This window comes from Borrelia sp. HM (genome assembly GCF_019669085.1).
Taxonomy (GTDB): domain Bacteria; phylum Spirochaetota; class Spirochaetia; order Borreliales; family Borreliaceae; genus Borrelia.
Map to the genome: position 1 here is coordinate 592111 of NZ_AP024401.1, position 19495 is coordinate 611605.

The 19495-nt window shown below is 27.2% G+C and carries 13 protein-coding genes and 1 tRNA gene; 9 read left to right on the forward strand and 5 right to left on the reverse strand.

Translation table 11 applies throughout. The annotated features are described in order from the left end of the window. Positions 1–15 precede the first annotated feature (15 nt). Entirely contained in the window at positions 16–1374 is a 1359-nt protein-coding gene (locus K5563_RS02840) for a Sapep family Mn(2+)-dependent dipeptidase (protein ID WP_221037485.1), read from the forward strand. Between the two features lie 69 nt (positions 1375–1443). On the opposite strand, the gene K5563_RS02845 is transcribed toward K5563_RS02840, so the two are convergent. After that, positions 1444–1527, reverse strand: a tRNA-Leu gene (locus tag K5563_RS02845). A gap of 11 nt (positions 1528–1538) precedes the next feature. After that, positions 1539–2228 (reverse strand): UMP kinase, encoded by a 690-nt coding sequence (gene pyrH / locus K5563_RS02850; RefSeq protein ID WP_221037486.1) that lies wholly within the window; start codon positions 2226–2228, stop codon positions 1539–1541. A 313-nt stretch (positions 2229–2541) separates the two neighbouring features. On the opposite strand from pyrH, the gene K5563_RS02855 reads away from it, so the two are divergent. The 6 genes from K5563_RS02855 (at position 2542) to recG (ending at position 12386) form a co-directional block, all read left to right on the forward strand. Next, positions 2542–3360 carry an ABC transporter ATP-binding protein gene (locus tag K5563_RS02855; RefSeq protein ID WP_221037487.1) on the forward strand — a complete coding sequence of 273 codons (819 nt, stop codon included), beginning with the start codon at positions 2542–2544 and terminating at the stop codon, positions 3358–3360. Continuing rightward, a complete protein-coding gene (locus K5563_RS02860; RefSeq protein ID WP_221037488.1) occupies positions 3353–4210 on the forward strand; it encodes an ABC transporter permease in 858 nt (285 codons plus the stop codon). The genes K5563_RS02855 and K5563_RS02860 overlap by 8 nt, the downstream gene beginning before the upstream one ends. Before the next feature lie 220 nt (positions 4211–4430). Further along, the gene (pyrG, locus tag K5563_RS02865) at positions 4431–6041 is read left to right on the forward strand and encodes a CTP synthase (glutamine hydrolyzing) (protein WP_221037489.1); all 1611 of its coding nucleotides are present in this window, start codon (positions 4431–4433) and stop codon (positions 6039–6041) included. Between the two features lie 240 nt (positions 6042–6281). Then, a complete protein-coding gene (gene dnaE, locus K5563_RS02870) occupies positions 6282–9725 on the forward strand; it encodes a DNA polymerase III subunit alpha (protein WP_221037490.1) in 3444 nt (1147 codons plus the stop codon). Between the two features lie 15 nt (positions 9726–9740). Then, positions 9741–10310 (forward strand): YggT family protein, encoded by a 570-nt coding sequence (locus K5563_RS02875; RefSeq protein WP_221037491.1) that lies wholly within the window; start codon positions 9741–9743, stop codon positions 10308–10310. Between the two features lie 9 nt (positions 10311–10319). Continuing rightward, complete coding sequence (gene recG / locus K5563_RS02880) at positions 10320–12386, forward strand: ATP-dependent DNA helicase RecG (RefSeq protein WP_221037492.1); 2067 nt, start codon at positions 10320–10322, stop codon at positions 12384–12386. 2 nt (positions 12387–12388) lie between these two features. Here recG and K5563_RS02885 read toward each other — a convergent pair whose 3' ends face one another. Beyond that, positions 12389–13186 carry a M15 family metallopeptidase gene (locus K5563_RS02885; RefSeq protein WP_221037493.1) on the reverse strand — a complete coding sequence of 266 codons (798 nt, stop codon included), beginning with the start codon at positions 13184–13186 and terminating at the stop codon, positions 12389–12391. A gap of 113 nt (positions 13187–13299) precedes the next feature. On the opposite strand from K5563_RS02885, the gene K5563_RS02890 reads away from it, so the two are divergent. Both K5563_RS02890 and murD read left to right on the forward strand, forming a co-directional pair. Next, a complete protein-coding gene (locus K5563_RS02890) occupies positions 13300–14646 on the forward strand; it encodes an MATE family efflux transporter (RefSeq protein WP_221037494.1) in 1347 nt (448 codons plus the stop codon). Between the two features lie 217 nt (positions 14647–14863). Next, positions 14864–16219, forward strand: coding sequence for a UDP-N-acetylmuramoyl-L-alanine--D-glutamate ligase (gene murD, locus K5563_RS02895; protein WP_221037495.1), 1356 nt, complete (start codon positions 14864–14866; stop codon positions 16217–16219). Here the strand turns inward: murD and K5563_RS02900 are convergent. Together K5563_RS02900 and metG are read right to left on the reverse strand one after the other, a co-directional pair. Beyond that, positions 16216–17265 carry a peptidoglycan bridge formation glycyltransferase FemA/FemB family protein gene (locus K5563_RS02900; protein ID WP_221037496.1) on the reverse strand — a complete coding sequence of 350 codons (1050 nt, stop codon included), beginning with the start codon at positions 17263–17265 and terminating at the stop codon, positions 16216–16218. The genes murD and K5563_RS02900 overlap by 4 nt on opposite strands. Before the next feature lie 20 nt (positions 17266–17285). Beyond that, positions 17286–19472, reverse strand: a complete 2187-nt coding sequence (gene metG / locus K5563_RS02905) for a methionine--tRNA ligase (RefSeq protein ID WP_221037497.1) — start codon at positions 19470–19472, stop codon at positions 17286–17288. Between the last annotated feature and the right edge of the window lie 23 nt (positions 19473–19495).

A 19495-nucleotide genomic window follows, 5' to 3' on the forward strand; every position in this document is an offset into this window, starting at 1 on the left:
AAGGTTTATTACGTTATGAATTTCAAGTTAAAAGAACAATTTTATTTTCATTTAGAAGAGTTAATCAAATTTAATAGTGTTATATCTTTTCCTTTACAAAATAAACCTTTTGGAGAACAGATTGATTTATGTTTGGACAAAGTTTTAGAAATAGCTCAAGATATTGGTTTTGAAGTTTATAAAGCTTGTGATGGATATTATGGTTTTGCTGATATAGGAAAAGGAGATGAACTTATAGGTATTTTGACTCATATTGATATTGTTGATGCTGGAAATATTTCTAATTGGCATTCAGATCCTTTTAAGCTTAGTTTTAGAAATGGAAAGGTATATGCTAGGGGTGTTTTAGATGATAAGGGACCTTTGATGGCTGTTCTTTATGCTTTTAAATTGTTAATTTCAAAGGGTATTTTTTTTAATAAAAGGTTTAGAGTAATTTTTGGAACGGATGAAGAAACAACATGGCGTTGTATTGAGCAATATAAGATTAAAGAGGAGATTCCTAGTATTGCTTTTACACCTGATGGTTATTTTCCTGTTGTTAATGCTGAGAAAGGGTTATTGCAGTTTGATGTTATTAGTAATGAAAAATTCTTTATGAATTTTGAGCTTGGTACTGGCTACAATGTGATTCCTGATGAGTGTATTTTTGAGCTTGGTGATTCTAATAAATGTGATTTTAGAGGTTTACTTGATAGTTTTGAAGGTAAGATTAAATATAAATTTTTTGAGAACAATGTTATAATTCATGGAATTTCTGCTCATGCTTCATTGCCTGAACTTGGTATTAATGTTGCTCCTTATGCGCTAACTATTATTGAGTCTTTAGTAGGCATAAAAGCTAATTTTATCAACTTTTTTAAAGATAAAATAAGTTTTACTATTAATGGAGAAAAATTATTTAATGAAGTCCTAGAGGATTCAATATCTGGAAAGCTTACTCTTTGTTTAACAAAAATTCGTTTGTCTAAGACATCTAATAATCAGATTTTATCTTTTGATATGAGATATCCTGTAAGTTATAAAAGAGAAGTATTAGTAGATTTAATAAAAAAAGCTTTAAATTTGTATTCTTTAAGTTATCATGAAGTGTCTTATCTTGATTCTCTTTATGTTGATTCTAGTTTAAAGTTTGTTGAGTCTTTAATTGAAATTTATAAAAATTTTACAGGAGATAGCGATGCTATGCCTATTTCTATTGGTGGTGCAACTTATGCAAGAGCTTTAAATAATTGTGTTGCTTTTGGTCCATTATTTAAAGAATCAGATAGTACGGCTCATAAAATTAATGAATACATTACTGAAAATGATCTAATGAATCTTATTATAATTTATAAGGATGCTATTGAAAGCCTTAATGCTTTAAATGTTTGACTTAAGCTTTATATCAATTTGTATTTGGATTTTTTGCTATAAATATAATTGCTTTAAGAAACATCTAAATACCGGTAGTCGGAGTCGAACCGACATGAAGTTGCCTTCATCAGATTTTGAGTCTGACGCGTATACCAATTTCGCCATACCGGTGGTAATAGCTTTTATTTTACTACAATAGTTCCTAAAAAATCATCATTTTGATCAAAAACTTTCTTTAAGTTTTTAAGATCAGCTCCATTAACTACATATGCCTTAATGCCAAGCTTTGATGCTAATTTAGTTGCTATTGGGTCAAATGGTAGATTTGATCCAGGTTCCCAGTTTTTTCCAACAATCTCTTGTAATGCTTGCCAGGTAATATTTTTTAATCCTTTTGCATCGTCAAATTTTTTTGGATCTTTATCATAAATTTGATTTACATTTGTTAAATTAATTATTTCATTTGAGTTAAACTTCTCGGCAAACTTTACAGTAACATAATCTGTTGAGAATCCTGCTTGCCATCCTGATGCAACTAATATTTGTCCTTTAAAATGGAAATCCTGGGTAGGATCGCTGACAATATCATCAATGCAGAATGGTTGCATTGCTTTGCTAATAAGTTTAGCATTTAATTTAGTTGCCATTATTCCAATCTCATCAAGTTCATAATTTTTAAATTTAGGATTAATTTGTTTGTAAGCGTCTTGGTATTTTCTTGCTGTTTTTCCTCCTCCTGTAATTAAAATGATTTTTCTTTTATTGTTTTCTTCTAACCATTTTAAGATAAGATTTCTAAAATTTTTAATGTATTCTATATTGATTTGATCAGGATTGATTATTCCACCCCCAAGGCTAATTATTTTAATCATTTAAACTCCTTATTGTTGGGTTGATTTATCTATTTCTTTAGTTTGTATTATATAGTACATTGAAATCTTTTTACTGCAAAATATGTTGCAAATCGTTTAAGCTTTTTAACTATATTGTTTGATGCATCATTTCCTTATGCCTTTTGTTAAAGATTGTCAAATTGTGGCAATAATTGCATGTTGAAGGTTTGGCGTATTATTGTGAGATTTATTTCCATTATTTGTTGATTATTTATAATATTTTCAAATAATTGTTTTTGGTCTTGTATTTATTATAGACTCTTTTTACAATAAGTATAAAGGAGAGTTTTAATTGAAAATAGAATTTATAGATGTTTCGTTTTCTTATGGTAAGAGTGAAGTTTATTCTGGTTTAAACGTAAGCTTTTCAAAACCACAGACTTATCTGATTATTGGGAAGAATGGTATGGGCAAAACTACTTTACTTAAACTTATTAGTGGAATGTTAAATGCATTAAAGGGGGAAGTTTTATTAAATTCTTCAAAAGTTTTTCCAAGAGATCCTTTAAATTTAATGAATTTATTTTTTGTACCTGAAGACTTTAAATTACCCAATATTTCTTTAAATGATTATTATAAATCTTTGTATAGATTTTATTCAAATTTTAAAGAAAACGATTTTATGGAATATTTATTCAAATTTGAGCTAGATGTCAATCTAAAATTTGCTCATTCTTCATACGGTCAAAAGAAAAAGAGTGTTATTGCTTTTGCTATTGCTACAGATGTACCTATATTGATATTTGATGAACCAACAAATGGTCTTGATATTGCTTCAAAGAGTATTTTTAGAAGTATTGTCAGTGGGTTAGAGGACAAAATAATTTTTTTTACAGGGCATAATGTTAGAGACTTGGTAGATATAGTAGATCATTTAACTATTATTGGCGATAATAATATTCTTTTTTCAAATTCAGTTTCTTATATTAAAAGTAATTATAAAGTTAAGATTGTAGATAAATTAAGTGGGGAAGAGCTTTATTATGAAGAAGTAAAAGGTGGATTTAAGGTACTTTATTTTGAGAGTGGGACTTGTGATAATGATGTTGATCTTGAGTTTTTCTTTTTATATATTACTAGCAATCAATTAAAGGATTTAGAAGATGTTTAGCTTAAAGAGATATTTAAACCTTTTTATTTTTGATTTTTATCATAATAAAAAATTATATTTTTACTTTTTTATTTCAATTTTCGTAGCTCTTATTTTGATTCATTTTTTTGTAGAAATTTTTGGGTCTACTTTTTTCTTTTATTTTATATTTAATGACAAAGCTGTTTTGTTATTAAGTTTTGGCATTATATTTTATATTGTTTCGATATACAGGATGTTTGATCACTATAAATCGATTCATGATGTATATGAAAATATATTTTATTTATCTCTACCCGTTTCAACTTTAGAGAGATATTTGTTTGTTTTAGTTCAATTTTTATTTATTTTGCCTTTATTTTTAGTATCTTGTTTTTATACGAGTTTAAATTTAATTTTGTTGCTAGTTAAGATTTTTCATTTAGGAATTAAAGTGTTTTATTTTTCTCCATATCATATTGTTCAATTTTTTGGGTCTACTTATGTTGTATATTTAATAATGTTTTCGATGTTTTTGTTGTCTAGAATCATGTTTAAAAGTTATCCTTTTTTTAAGGCTATGATTATTGGTAGCATATTTTCAGCATTATTAATTATCTTTTTTTATTTTGTTATATTTTTTGTTGATGGCTATTTATTTAAGATTAAATGTCACTTTATTTTTTTTAGTAAAAGAAATTATTTTTTGATGGCTATTTTCATGCTTTTTTCAGGATTTATATATAGTTATGCATATTTTCTTCTTAAAAATTTGGGTAATTTCAATATTAAGTTTAGTTTAAGTATTTCATTAAGATTAGTATCTTTTTTTGCAATTCTATTTTTTTTGTTATTGGGATTTTTATCTGTTGTATATATCTATTATTGTTAATTACTACCTATTTAAATAAAGTGGTTATTGATTTTCATAGCTATAATTTTTATTAAAATAACATTTTAATAAAAATTTTTTGTAAGTCATGTTTATGGATAGTGTTATAAGTTTTTTGTGTTTATTTTATTCTTTTAAAAGATTATGATGTTAAAGATTTGTATTTATAAAGTATTTTAAGTTTTGCATTGGTTATTTGAATTTATTGTGGAGGGTGTTAATGATAGATAATCTAAAGATTTTGGTTGTAACAGGTGGTGTAATTTCTGGGATAGGTAAGGGAGTTACATCTGCAAGTATTGCAAGGTTATTTAAGGATGATTTGAAGATAACACCAATTAAGTGTGATGGTTATTTAAATACTGATCCTGGTACTATTAATCCTGTTGAACATGGAGAAGTTTTTGTTCTAAATGATGGTGGAGAAGTGGATATGGATTTTGGTCATTATGAGCGATTTTTAAATCTGAATTCTAAGTCTAACTGGAACATTACAATGGGAAAAATATATAAAAATATTCTTGAAAATGAGAGACAAGGAAAATATTTAGGACGTACTGTACAGCTTATTCCTCATGTTACTAATGAGATTAAAGAAACTATTTTTAAGATTGCTAAAGATGAGGACAGTGAACTTTTAGTGATTGAAATTGGTGGTACTGTAGGAGATATGGAAAATATTTTATTTATTGAGACAATGAGACAAATAAGATATGAAATTGGTATTGATAATATTGCTTTTGTTCATTTGACTTATATTCCAAATCCTGTTGGGATAAATGAACAAAAGTCTAAACCCACTCAGCAAAGTGTAAAGACGTTAAATAAGGCTGGAATTTTTCCAGATTTAATTATTGCAAGAAGTTCTCAACTTTTGACAAAGCAGATAAGACATAAAATAGCTATGTTTTGTAATGTTGATGCTTCCTCTATTATTGATAATATTGATGTTCCTACTATTTATGAAATTCCTATATGTTTTTATAAACAAAGATTACATGAAATTTTGGGCTCAAGATTAAAAATAAATGTTAAGCCTAAGATAGATAGTCTTAATAGATTGGTTAATGTAATAAGTAAAAATCTTGTATCTCCTAAGAAGATAGTAAATATTGCTATTTGTGGCAAATATACTGAGCTTGGTGACTCTTATGCATCGATATTTGAATCTTTAACCCATGTATCTGCTAATTTAGACATACTGATTAAAACAACTATAATTGATAGTACTAATTTTAATGAGGGGATGTTGAAAAATATAGATGGTATAGTAGTTCCTGGTGGTTTTGGAGTTAGAGGGTATGAAGGTAAAATTCGTGCAATTAAATATGCTCGCGAAAATAATATTCCTTTTCTTGGCATTTGTCTTGGTATGCAACTTGCAGTAATTGAATTTGCTCGTAATGTTTGTGGAATACTTAATGCTGATACTGAGGAGAATTTGTCTGAAGATAGTGCTACATGCAAATCTATTAGTCCTGTGATTCATTTATTGCCTGGTCAAAGAGAACTAAAAGATAAGGGTGCTACAATGCGACTTGGAGGACATCCTGTTTTTTTAAAGAAGGGTACTCTTGCTTTTAAACTTTATGAGAGTGAAGTGATTGTTGAAAGATTTAGGCATAGATATGAGGTTAACAATGATTATCTTGATTTATTAAATAAGCATGGTCTTGTTGTATCTGGATTTTCTAAAGACTTTAGTATAGTTAAAATAATAGAAATATCTAATAATAAGTTTTTTGTAGCTTGTCAATTTCATCCTGAGCTTATTACAAGATTAGAGAATCCTGCTAAACTTTTTTTAGGGTTAGTAAAAGCATGTCTTTAATTTTTTAAATCCATAATTATTAAGTTTATGTTATTTTGTTTATATATATTATTAATAATTTATATTTTTATAAATATAAATTAGCTCTTTTTGTGGTAGTTCAAACAGGTTGTATTAGGCTTGAATGTGGATTATTGTATAATTTATTTGTACCAATAATGCTTATTATTCAATATTTTGCTTTAGGTTAAGATATTCCTATTAAAAATTAGATTTTATTTTGATAAAATAAGTATGGATATGGATTTAAAAGTTAAATTTGTTCATTTGCATGTTCATTCAGATTATTCTCTCTTAGATGGGGCTGCCAAGATTACAGATATTATAGCAAAAGCAAAAAAATGCAATATGTCTCATATTGCATTAACAGATCATGGTAATCTTTTTGGTGCTATTAAGTTTTATAGGGAGGCAAAAAAAGCTGGAATAAAGCCTATAATTGGCATTGAAGCTTATATGTCAAGTAATTCAAAGCATATAAAGAAAAATGATGAACTTGGAAAACCTTATTATCATTTAATTCTTCTTGCAAAGAATGAGTTAGGCTATAAGAATTTATTGAAACTAACAAGTGTTTCTTATCTTGAGGGATTTTATTATCGTCCAAGGATAGATAAGAGTGACATTGAAAAATATTCTAAGGGGCTTATTTGCACATCTGCATGTATTGGTGGCATTATTCCCCAATTAATTATTGCAGGTAGATTTGATGACGCAAAAAATGAAATTCTTTGGTTTAAAACTGTTTTTGGTGATGATTTTTATCTCGAGCTTCAACGTCATGGCATTAAGCAACAGGATATAGTGAATGAAAAATTAATAGATTATTCTAGAGAACTTAATATTCCACTAACTGTGTCTAATGATTCTCATTATGTAAATAAAGAAGATGCAAAAGCTCAAGATATTATTATATGCATTGGAACTGGTTCTAAGATAAGTGATCCCAATAGACTTAAAATGGAGACAGATGAATTTTACATTAAATCTCAAGAAGAGATGTGTGAACTATTTAAGGATTTGCCAGAAGCTTTAGCAAATACTTTAAAAATTGCTGAAAAATGTGATGAATTTGAGATTCAATTTCCAGGTCCTATTTTTCCTGAATATCAGGTACCTAGTGAATTTTCTACTCTTGGTCAGTATTTGGAATATTTGACATTTGAAGGTTTAAAATTTAGATATGACAATATAAGTGATAGTATTAAAGAACGTGCTTTTTATGAACTCTCGACAATCATTAAGATGGGATTTGAAGCATATTTTTTAATTGTTTGGGATTTTATTAAATTTGCTCATGATAATGGTATTCCAGTTGGTCCTGGGCGTGGTTCTGGTGCTGGTTCTATTGTTGCATATGCTCTTAGAGTTACAGATATTGATCCCTTGAAATACAATTTGCTTTTTGAGAGATTTTTAAATCCTGAGCGTGTATCTATGCCTGATTTTGATATTGATTTTTGCTTTGAAGGTAGAGATGAGGTTATAAAGTATGTTACAAGTAAATATGGTGAGGATAGAGTTGCACAGATAATTACTTTTGGAACTTTAAAACCTAAAGCTGTGTTTAAGGATGTGGGAAGAGTTTTAGATATTCCTTTTTCTGAATCTAATGAACTTACTAAGCTTATTCCTGATGGTCCTAAGGTTTGTTTAAGAGAAGTTTTTACTGATGGAGCTTTGGGGACTTATTTAAATAAGGGTCCTCTTTATAATGAATTGATGAATGCAGCACTTGTTCTTGAGGGTATGAATAGGCATGTTTCAACTCATGCAGCAGGTATTGTAATTGCAAGAACCACTTTAACAGATTATGTTCCACTTTATAAAGATTATAAGCAAAACACAGTTTCTACACAGTATACCATGGATTTATTAGAAGACTGTGGTCTTGTAAAGATGGATTTTCTTGGGCTTAAGACATTAACTTTGATAAAGAATGCAGAAGATCTCATTAAGATTACTAATCCTGATTTTAGTATTGCTAATATTTCTGATAGTGATCCTAAAACTTTTAAGATGCTTGCTGAGGGACGTAGTGCTTCTGTTTTTCAGTTTGAATCTGAAGGTATGCAGCAAGTTTTAAGGGAAGCTAAACCTGATAGTATTGAAGATTTAATTGCTTTAAATGCTCTTTATCGTCCAGGGCCTATGCAGTTTATACCTCAATTTATTTCAGCTAAGACAGGGACTAAGCGGATTAAATATCCCCATCCAGATCTAAAAGATGTTTTAAAGCCGACTTATGGAGTTATTGTTTATCAAGAGCAAGTGATGGAAGTTGCAAGGATTATTGGTGGATTTTCTCTTGGAAAAGCAGATATTTTAAGGCGTGCAATGGGCAAGAAGAAAGAAGATGAGATGAATAAGATGAAGGTTGATTTTATAAAAGGTGCTATTAGCAAGGGTTATGATGAGAGTCTTGCTAAGGATATATTTGAGCTTTTAAAGCCTTTTGCTAATTATGGATTTAATAAATCTCATGCAGCTGCATACTCTTTAATAGCTTATCAAACAGCATATCTTAAGGCTAATTATCCTGAGGATTTTATGGCTGCAAACTTAACAAATGAGATTAATAACACTGAGAAGCTCTCCTATTACATTGAAGAAGCAAAATTAATCGGAATAGATATTTTAAAACCTGATATAAATCAGTCTTTTAAAGAGTTTCGTGTAGTAGATTGTAAGATTTCTTATGGTCTTAATGGGATTAAGAATATTGGTGGTTCAATGGTGGATCTTATAATTTCTGAGAGACAAGAGAATGGAGAATATAAGTCTTTTGAAGATTTTGTTAGAAGAGTAGATGATAAAGTTATAAATAAAAAATTTCTTGAGGCTGCAATAAAGTCTGGACTTTTTGACAGCCTTGGTCAAAATAGAAGAACCCTTTTTGAAAATCTTGACAGATTAATAGATGTTATAACACAAGATAAGAATGATAAAAGGTTTGGTCAAAATAGTTTGTTTGCTACTTTTGAAGCACAAGATGTTGCTTATAAAAGTTTTAGTTATGATATATTTGAAGAATATTCTTATCTTGAACTTTTGGGATTTGAAAAAGAACTTTTAGGTTTCTATGTATCTGGACATCCTCTTGATCCTTATAAAACAGAAATAGAGTATTTTACAGATTTAAACATTTTAGAAGATTTGGCTATTAAAAAGGATAGTATTGTTAAATTTGCTGGTATTTTAAATTCGATAAAGGTTATTCATACTAAGAAAAATAATGCTAGAATGGCATTTGCTGTTATTGAGAATTTCAAAGGTACAATGGACATTGTAGTGTTTACTGAAAATTATGAAAAATATAAACATTTATTTATTGAGGGAGATGTGATTGGTGTTATAGGTAAGCTTACATTTAATAGGGATAAATTTTCAATAATTGCTGAAAAGATTTTAAGTATTAATGAGATTTCTTTTAATAAGATTAATAATCTTTATATTAAACTTTTTAGTGAAAGATTAAATGATTCGCATCTTCTTTATTCTTTAAAGGATAAAATTTTGAATCTTGAAGATAATACTGGATTTTCAAATGTTTATCTTTATTTAAAAAATGATGATAAAAGTTTTAAGCTAAAAATGAATTTAACTTTAAATTTTAAACCTGATGAATTTAAGCTTAATGCATTAAGGTCTAGTGAAATAGTAGAAGATGTTTGGTGTGATTAGGGGGATTATTTGTTTATGATAGAGACTTTAATTATATTATTAAATATTTACAGGATTTTAATTTTGATTAGAATTCTGCTTAGTTGGCTTATATCCTCAGGAATTAATACTAGTATGTTTTTTAGATTTATATATAATGTAACAGAGCCATTTTTGTCTGTTTTTAGAAGGATTAAGTTTTTTAGATTTGGTATATATGATTTTTCACCAGTTGCAGCTTTAATTACTCTTACAATATCTCAAGAAATGTTGTCTTATGGTGATTATAAGCTTTCTACATTTATTATATTGTTTATTGTTGAGATTTGGGGAATATTTAGAAGTATTTTTGTTACTATGATTTTTTTCTTTGTTTTAAGATTAATATTTTTATTTTTGCATCTATTTGATGATACTGATTTTATGAGAAGTGTTGATTCCTTTTTAGTTCCTTTATCTTTTAAAATAAAAAATATAGTTACAGACCAAAATATGTCTTATACTTTTAATTTAATTGTAGCAGGATCATTATTAACGGCATTTATAATTATTTTTGAACAAACTGTACAAGCTATTAGGATATTAGGGATTTACTTGCCTTTTTAGTAATTTTATATGTTTTTGCATGAGTTTCAGTATGATTTACAAGGTATAAGTGGTCTTGGTAAGAAGGGGATTGCTAAATTAAGCAATCTTCAAATTACAAATATTAAAGAACTAATAGAATATTTCCCTAGAAAATATGAGGATCGTAAAAATATAAAATCTTTCCCAGATCCTTTAGAAATTAGAAATTGTGAACTTATGACAATTTGTACTATTTTAGAACATAAAAAGTTTGGAAATAATGTTAATAAACAAAATTTAAAAATGATAGCTCAAAGTGAAAATGGTGAGATATTCGAAATTCTTCTTTTTAATAGGGGATTTTTAGAGGGAATTTTTAAGATAGGTCAAAAATTCTTTATTTATTCTAAATTCAATTATAACGATTATACTCAGATGTGGAGTTGTTCCAATTTTGATAGTGAAGTGTTTAGTTATAATCCTGAAAAATTTAATAAAATTGCTCCGGTTTATTCTCTTAGTGAGGGACTAAGTTCTAAAAAAATCTCCTCTTATATAAAAGAAGCTCTTGATTATTTTTTAAAGTTTGGTCAATCAGATATGCCTGAATTTTTTATAAATAAATATTCATTGTTACCTTTTTATGAAGCTTTAAATGAAATTCATTTTCCAAGTTCTTTTGAAATGATTGATAGAGCAAAAAAAACTTTAATTTATAGAGAGATTTTTTTACTTCAGTTTTTTTCAAGGGGGAAAAATTCTAAGGTTTTTTTGCGTGATAAGAGGTATTTATCAAGGAATTTGCTTGATCAGATTATTTTAAAACTTCCATTTAAGCTTACAAGAGATCAAGAAGTTGCAATTGATGAAATAATTAATGACCTTAAAGGCAGTAAGCCAATGAATAGATTGTTACAAGGTGATGTTGGGTGTGGAAAAACACTCGTTGCTTTTTTATCTAGTATTCCTTTAGTTGAAGCTGGATATCAAGTTGCTTTAATGGTTCCTACCGATCTTTTAGCTAAGCAACATTATAATAATTTGTCAAATATATTAAAAGATTTTAATATTCCCATGGCTTTTTTAACTGGTAGTTTGAAGAAGAGAGATCGAGAAGATGTTATAGAAAAACTTAAAAATGGGTTTTATAGTTTAGTCATTGGAACTCATGCTATTTTTTCTCAAGAAACAAAATTTAAAAAGTTAGCCTATGTTATTATTGATGAACAACATAAATTTGGTGTTGAGCAAAGAGAAGAACTTAAAAATAAGGGAGAAGGGGTTGATGTTCTTTTAATGTCAGCAACTCCAATTCCTAGAAGCTTAGCTTTGACTCTTTTTGGTGATCTTGAAGTCTCTTTAATTAAGAAAAGTCCTTCAGGTCGAATACCTGTTACTACCTATTTGGCTAAACATGGAAATGAAGAAAAGGTATATGAATTTTTAAAGAATGAACTTGCAAAAGGGCATCAAGTTTATTTTGTTTATCCTTTAATATCATCTTCACAGAAGTTTGATTTAAAAGATGCGACTAGTATGTGTTTAATACTTAAAAAAATTTTCGTTGAATATTCTGTTGTAATGATTCATTCTAAGCTTGAATCGCATGTTAAAGAAGAAATTATGCAGGATTTTTATTTAAAAAAGATAGATATTTTAGTTGCAACAAGTGTTATTGAAGTTGGTATTGATTGTCCAAATGCGACTTGCATGGTGGTAGAACATGCTGAGCGTTTTGGACTTTCTACTTTACATCAGATTAGGGGGCGTGTTGGTAGGGGCAGTTTAAAATCTTTTTTATTTTTGCTTTATAAAGAACCTTTAACAGAAGCTGGAAAGTTTAGATTAAAGACTATAAAGGAAAATATAGATGGATTTAAAATCTCAGAGGAAGATCTCAAATTAAGAGGTCCTGGAAATTTATTTGGACTTGAGCAAACTGGTTATTTAAAGCTTAAAATAGCAGATTTCATTGAAAATAGGACAGACATAAGTTTAATTAGGGAAGAACTCGATATGTTTTTTTTAAATAAGTCTTTGTATAATAAATCAGATATTAAATTACTTGATAATCTTTTAATTTCATATTTAAGATTTATTGATAAAGAGAGTTAGTATTAGTCTGTATATTTTTGAATTAACTTTGCAAGTTCTCTTTTATTTTCATTCCAAAATTCAAGAAGCTTATACTGTAAATTGTTGAAGTATTTTTTTTGAATCATACATGCTTGTTTGCCAATATACATATAATGCCAAGGTTCTGATTTATATCCAGTTTCTTTTTCGTGATTCTTTGGATATGATAATGAGAATCCATATTTTAATGAGTTTTCATAAAGCCATTTACCCTCTTTTGTATTTATTAAATTATCATCTATTTTAATGAAATCTATGGTTGTTCCTAATTGATGTTGTGAGTGATCGGGAAGCGCTGATTGGATTCTTGCTATCTTTTTTCCGTAGGTTTTTACATTATGTTCAAATAAAAAATTTTGATATTCTTTTGTTCTATATGCTGATGTTATTTTTATTTGAAAACCATTTTCTTTACCTGCATTTATAAGATTTATTAAGTCGTCTATTAATATTTTTCTTACTCTTAAGTTTTCTTTTCCAATATTTTTTAGTTCTCTAAAATCTTTTAGATAAACCAAATCAGTTGGGTTATATCCTTTAGGAATTGGGGTTTTTTTATTTACAAGTATTAAGAGAGCGTTCTTTTCTGCTTCAAGTAATGGTTTAATCTCTTTTATAAATTGGATTGGATTTTCTTTTATTTGTTGTTGATAAGGTTTATGTAAATTTTTTGTAGTTTGAAGTAAGATTGATAGATCTTGTTTTGATATTATGGTTTTTGTTTGAAAAGTTAAATTATTAATTAATAGTGTTAGTGAAAAAATTTTTAGTAATTCCATTCAAGATTAATTATATTATAGTTTGTTTTTACTATAAGAGTAGTTTTAATATTTTATAGTTTTATAAATGTTAATTTAAATTTTATTTACGAAAATGATAAACTAAATAATGTATGCTGAAAAAGTTTAATTATAATTTGATATTGAGGGAGTTACTGATTTTAGCTATTCCTGCAGCTTTTGAAGCTTTTTTATTTCAATTAGTGACATTTTTTGATAATTACATGATAGCTTATTTAGGCTCTGCTCAGGTTACAGGAGTTTCTATTGCCAATAGGGTAACTTTTCTTTTTTTTATTGTTATCTTTGGGTTGGGGACTACGCTTAGTGTTTATGCTTCTCAAGCCTTGTCTAAAAAAAAATTTGCACATATTAAGCAAGCATTTGCTTATGCTTTATTGATTGGAACAATAATTGGAATTATTTTCTTTTGTGTATCTTTTGTTTTCTCAAAGGAGATTATTAGTTTATTTATTGCAGAAAATGAAGCTTTGAATTTTGGAATGACTTATTTAAAAATTGTTTCTTTTTCTTATCTTTTTATGGCTTATTCTTTTTTGTCTGCAATGGGTTTTAAGAGTATAAAAGATGTTAAAATACCTTTAATTGTTACTATATTGGTTGTATTAACTAATATTATTTTTAATTATATCTTTATTTTTAAGTTAAGTATGGGAATAAATGGTGCAGCATATGCCACTTTAATTGCTAGAATTATTGAATTTTTCTTTTATTGTTTTTACAACATTGTAAATTCAAAGTTTTATTATCATTTAAAAAGAGGTGATTTTCTAATCTCAAAGAGTATTAAAATAGCTTATTTAAGAATACTGATGCCTGTTTTGTTACATGAGGTTTTTTGGGTTTTAAGTATAACTATTTTGCATGCTTTTTATGCTAGGCTTGGAGGTAGTGAATATGCATCTTTTGCAGTGGCTTCTAATTTTTTAGATTTATGTTTTGTTGTTATGCATGGGATGGGACTTGCTACTGGTGTTATTATTGGACACCGTATGGTAAAGGATAAAAATCATATTAGAACATTAGGAATATTTTTATCTGTGATTGGAGTTGTTTTAGGATTGTGTGTATCTTTTATTCTTTTTTTAACATCTAAAATTGCTCCTATTATTTTTAGTAATTTAGATTCTCCTGAACTTGTTGGTACTTTTATAGCTATTTTTTCAAGTATTGTTGTTTTTAAGGGTTTTACAGCTCAGGCGCTTGTTGGTATTTTTAGAGCTAGTGGAATTCCTAATATTTGTTTCTATATTGAAATAGGAGTAATTGTTTTTTATACATTGCCAGTTGCTTATTTATTAGTTTTTTTTACAAATTTTAGATTACCGTTAATAGTTTTTATTGTAAATTTTGAAGAAGTTTTTAAAAATATATTTATATTAATAGTTTTTTTTAAGGATAATTGGATAAGACAAATTCATTATGAGGAACTGAATTAATTTTTAGCAATATTATGTGATGATAATTGGGATATTAAATGAGAATATAAATTTAAAATTTATTTTGATTTTACAGAATATTAATTTATGTTTTGTGCTTTACTGTTTTTAAGTAGTTCATATTATTTTATTATTTCGCTTAGTGTTTTTATGGTTTATGTTGTGCTTTTGTTAAGTATATTGGATGAACTAATTATTTTGTTATAATACTTTTATTGTGTGTTTAAGTCAGATAAAAGATAAAAATTTCTTAATTATGGGATTAGGTCTTAATGGGGGAGGTCTGGCTGTTGCAGAGTTTTTATTAAAACATGGCGGTAATTTGGTAATTACTGATTTAAAGAATGAGTCAGAATTAGCTTTAAGCATTAAGTTATTGGAGCAATTTAAAAATCGAATTCGATATGTTTTAGGATACCATGATGAGTATGATTTTAAGAATGCAGATATTGTTATTAAGAATCCTGCTGTTAGTGCTGAGAATAAGTATTTAAAACTTGCAAAAAGAATTGAGACTGATATTAGTTTGTTTTTGATGTTTAATAGAAATCCTATAATTGCTATTACAGGAACTAAGGGAAAGTCTACTCTTGCTTCTGTTTTGTATAAAATTTTGCTTTCTAAGTATCCAAATTCTAAACTTGGAGGTAATATTGGACTGTCTCCTTTAAGTTTTTTGGATGAACTTGATGGAATATCGCCTATTGTTTTAGAACTTTCTTCTTGGCAATTGCATGATCTTAACAATTTATATCCTATTGTTAGCATAATAACTAATATTTATCGTGATCATCAAAATTATTATTCAAATTTTGATAGTTATATAGAAGATAAGTCTAAAATTTTTATAGGCCAAGATTCAGGAATTTTGATTTTACAAGAACAAGCTTATTATGATTATTTTTGTAAATTTAAATCTAAGTCCAAGGTTGTTTTATTCTCAGAAACTGTACCTTTAAAATATGAAAATGATATTTTTTATTTTAGAGATGGAAAAATTTATTTAAATCAAGAAGAAATAAGTGCTATTCGTGAATCAAAAATTGTATTATTGATCTCTAAAATGATTGCTGTTTTTGTTGCAAATTATTTAGGCTTGAATTTAGAGAATGTATCTAATATTGTGGCTGATTTTGATGGAATTGAGCATCGGTTAGAATTTGTAAGAGAATATGAGAGTGTAAAATATTATAATGATACGGCCTCAACTATTCCTGATTCTACAGTTTTGTCTGTTAAAAGTTTAAAAGTCAACGGAAATTTTATTCATCTTATTGTTGGTGGAACTGATAAAGAGCTTGATTTTTCAGTTTTTAGTGAGATTTTAAACATGGTGAAGACTTGGATTTTATTAAGAGGAAGTGCTACTTTAAAAATTATTAAATTTTTAGAGGTTAATAATATTAATTATTATATTTTCTCTTCTTTAAAAGAATGTGTTTGTTATGCTAAGAAAGTTTCTATTCAAAATGACATAGTTTTATTTTCCCCTGCTAGTGCTTCTTTTGAGATTTTTAATAATGAATTTGATAGAGGAAATCAATTTAAAAATTTAGTTCGCATTATGACTTAAAATTTTTTCTTTAGAATTTTATAGTAAAAATATCTTAATACTTCAAGAATTCTATAAATTTTATATAAAAATTCTTGGTACACAAAATCATAACATCCAATCCTGTGAATGATTTGTCCTCCAAATCCAGTTTTAAATTGAAATAAGCCAAATAGAGGATGTTTTGCATTTGCAGTTGGAGGAATTCCTAGAAGATCGTATTCTTTGATTGATAGACTTTGGAGTATTTGTATTGCTTTAAATTGTACTGCATAATTTGGCATTAAATGTTTATTTTCTTTGCTTGAAGCACCATAAAGGTATGTGGCTTTATCTTTATATATTCCAACAATTATTCCAGATATTAGTTTGTCATTATATAGTGCAACTATGAGCTTGATTTTAGAATTTTCATCTTCTTTGAATGCTTTTATTAGATTTTTTATATATTCTTTTGAGTGAATAGCAAATTTATCTCTTTTTGCTGTTTCTTGATGAAGTTTATAAAATTCATCAAAATATTTAAATTTATTATCTATAATAACTGTTATATTTTTTTTACTACTGAGATTTATGTTATATCTTGTTTTCTTTTTCATCTTAGCTTTAATGTTTTCTAATGAATCGTCTAAATTTAGTATAGTTGTGTTTGGAGGTTGTATATCATCAAATGATTTTTTGAGATTTTTAAGTTTTAGTTTTATTGGATTATATTCTTCTTTTAAATTTCTTGAGGTGTAAAACATTAAATCATATCGTATAAATATTGTCTTTTTATGCAAAAATGGTTTTATTTTTTCACTAAATTTTGTGATTTTAGTATTAATCTCTTCAATGTTAATCTCTTCAATTTTTTGATTTGAAAATTCTGGATGAGCTATATAGCTTAAATAAAAGTTTCCAAAGAGCTTTCTTTGCATAATAAGAATTTTATTAAAATTCTTACTGCTTAATGCTATGGCTTTCCATTGACTTTTTTTGCTTGAAGTCTTTTTGACAATTGTCCATAATTTGCTTTGAAGATAATTTTCATTTAAATTTTCTATTTCTATTTTTTTAATATCCATTAATTTCTCTTAATTAAAGCTTAATATATTTTTCCATTTGGAATTTCTCTAGATAGTACTTTTTCTTTAGAATTTTCTAATATTAGGTTAATACCATTGATTTTAAGTTCTCCATTTTCTGCTACAATTTGAGTTTGAGAGAATTTATCTACGCTGATTTTTGATGGATGCTTTAATTCTTTGTTAATATCACTCTCAAGTATAATTCGTTCTCCAGGAGTAGGATTATCTTTAAAATCTTCTACAATTATTACCTTAAAATTTTTGTTCTTATCTTCAGTTGCAATTAACATCCCCTCAGATCTTATTCCTCTAAATTTTGCAGGTTTTAGATTGTCAACTATTATTATGTGTTTTCCAATTAATTCTTCTTCTTTATAATAGTCAGCAATACTGCTTACAATTTGTTTTCCATCAGGAGTTCCATCATCAAGTTTTAAAATAAAAAGTTTTTGTGCTTCTGGATTTCGTTCTATTGTTTTTACTCTTACAACTTTTAAGCATATTTGTTCGCTAAATAATTTTATTGGACTCTCTATTTGTTGATCTTGCATATTTTTACCCCCTGAATATTTTGATTTTAAACTATCAGTTAATTGTTTTTCTATCTTTGCAAATAGTACCTCTGTAGTATGAATTTTATCTAGACCTAAATTTATTCCTAAAAACTCGTTAGAAATTTCATAACTTGATCCAAAAAAATTTCTTATTTTATCACTTGTATGTGGTATAAAAGGTGAGATTAAAATTGATAAGTCTTTTATCAAATATATGAGGTTTAATAGTAGCTCTTTTGTCTCTTTAGGTGTATTATCTTTTGTTTTCCATGGTTCTCTGTCTTGAAATATTTTATTACCTATTCTTGATATTTCAAGAATTTCTCTTAGTGCTGATTTGAGTTCTGTTTTTTGAAAGAAATTTAAAATCCTTTCATATTTAAAGTTAATTTCTTGCCAAAAGTTTTCTTTTATTTCTAGTTTATCTATTTTATCTCCAAAAAATTTTTTATAGAATGTTAATATTCTGTTAATAAAATTTGAAAAATTTCCAATAAGTTCGCTATTTATTCTTTCCATGAAATCGTCCCATGTAAATTGAAAGTCAGATTTTTCAGGTCTGTTATAGTATATGTAAAATCTCCAAGCATCAGCTGGTATTTCAGTGTTCATGACATCGTTACCAAATATTCCAGTTCCTGCGGATTTTGAGAATTTTAGGTTTTCATAATTTAGATATTCACTTGAAGCTATGTGGCATGGCATTGTCCAGTTTTCTTGACTTCCAAGTTCTACACTGGGAAATATAATAGTGTGAAATAAAATATTGTCTTTTCCAATAAATTGTACTAAGTTTACGTTTTCGTTATTTTTCCACCATGATTCCCAATCTTTTGTGATTTCTTTTGTAATTGAAATGTATCCAATTGGTGCATCAAACCATACGTAAAACACTTTGTTAGCATATTCCTTTTTTGGTACTGGTATTCCCCATTTTAAATCTCTTGTTATTGCTCGTTGTTTAAGACCATCTCTTAAGAATGCATTTGTCATTTGAATGGCATTTGTATTCCAGTTTTTATTTTGTAAAGTTGTATGTATCCAATGCTCAAGTTTCTTTTGTATTTTGGGTAGATCAATATAGAGATGTTTAGTTGTTTTTAAAATAGGTGTATTTTGGCAAATTATACACTTTGAATTTATTAATTCGTTTGAAGCTAATAATTTAGAGCAGTTTTCACATTGATCTCCTCTTGCATTATGACCACAATTTGGGCATTCTCCTGTTACGTATCTATCTGCTAGAAATATTTGATCTCGCTGACAAAAAAATTGTTTATTTTCTTTTTCTGTTATATAGCCATTCTCTTCTAGCTTTAAAAATAAATCCTGTACAATTTTTTTGTGGTGTTTATTAGTTGTACGTCCAAATATGTCAAATTTGATGTTAAACCATTTATAAATTGATTTGTGTATTTCATAATATTTATTGCAAAGTTCTTCAGGAGTAATTTTTTCTATTAATGCCTTAGTTTCTGTTGCTGTACCATATTCATCTGTTCCACAGATATAAAGTGTTTCTATTCCCATCATTCTTGAATATCTTGCAAAAGCATCTGCTGAGAGAACTTGTACTAAGTTACCAAGGTGAGGTATATTATTAACATATGGTAATGCAGCTGTAATTAGGTTCTTTTTTTTTACTTTCACTTAATTTATTTTTCCTTTTTTTG

Coding starts and splice junctions, on each gene's coding strand:
- K5563_RS02840 (WP_221037485.1), top strand. CDS start 16: ATGAATTTCAAGTTAAAAGAACAATTTTATTTTCATTTAGAAGAGTTA.
- pyrH (WP_221037486.1), bottom strand. CDS start 2,228: ATGATTAAAATAATTAGCCTTGGGGGTGGAATAATCAATCCTGATCAA.
- K5563_RS02860 (WP_221037488.1), top strand. CDS start 3,353: ATGTTTAGCTTAAAGAGATATTTAAACCTTTTTATTTTTGATTTTTAT.
- pyrG (WP_221037489.1), top strand. CDS start 4,431: ATGATAGATAATCTAAAGATTTTGGTTGTAACAGGTGGTGTAATTTCT.
- dnaE (WP_221037490.1), top strand. CDS start 6,282: ATGGATTTAAAAGTTAAATTTGTTCATTTGCATGTTCATTCAGATTAT.
- K5563_RS02875 (WP_221037491.1), top strand. CDS start 9,741: ATGATAGAGACTTTAATTATATTATTAAATATTTACAGGATTTTAATT.
- recG (WP_221037492.1), top strand. CDS start 10,320: ATGTTTTTGCATGAGTTTCAGTATGATTTACAAGGTATAAGTGGTCTT.
- K5563_RS02885 (WP_221037493.1), bottom strand. CDS start 13,186: ATGGAATTACTAAAAATTTTTTCACTAACACTATTAATTAATAATTTA.
- K5563_RS02890 (WP_221037494.1), top strand. CDS start 13,300: ATGCTGAAAAAGTTTAATTATAATTTGATATTGAGGGAGTTACTGATT.
- K5563_RS02900 (WP_221037496.1), bottom strand. CDS start 17,265: ATGGATATTAAAAAAATAGAAATAGAAAATTTAAATGAAAATTATCTT.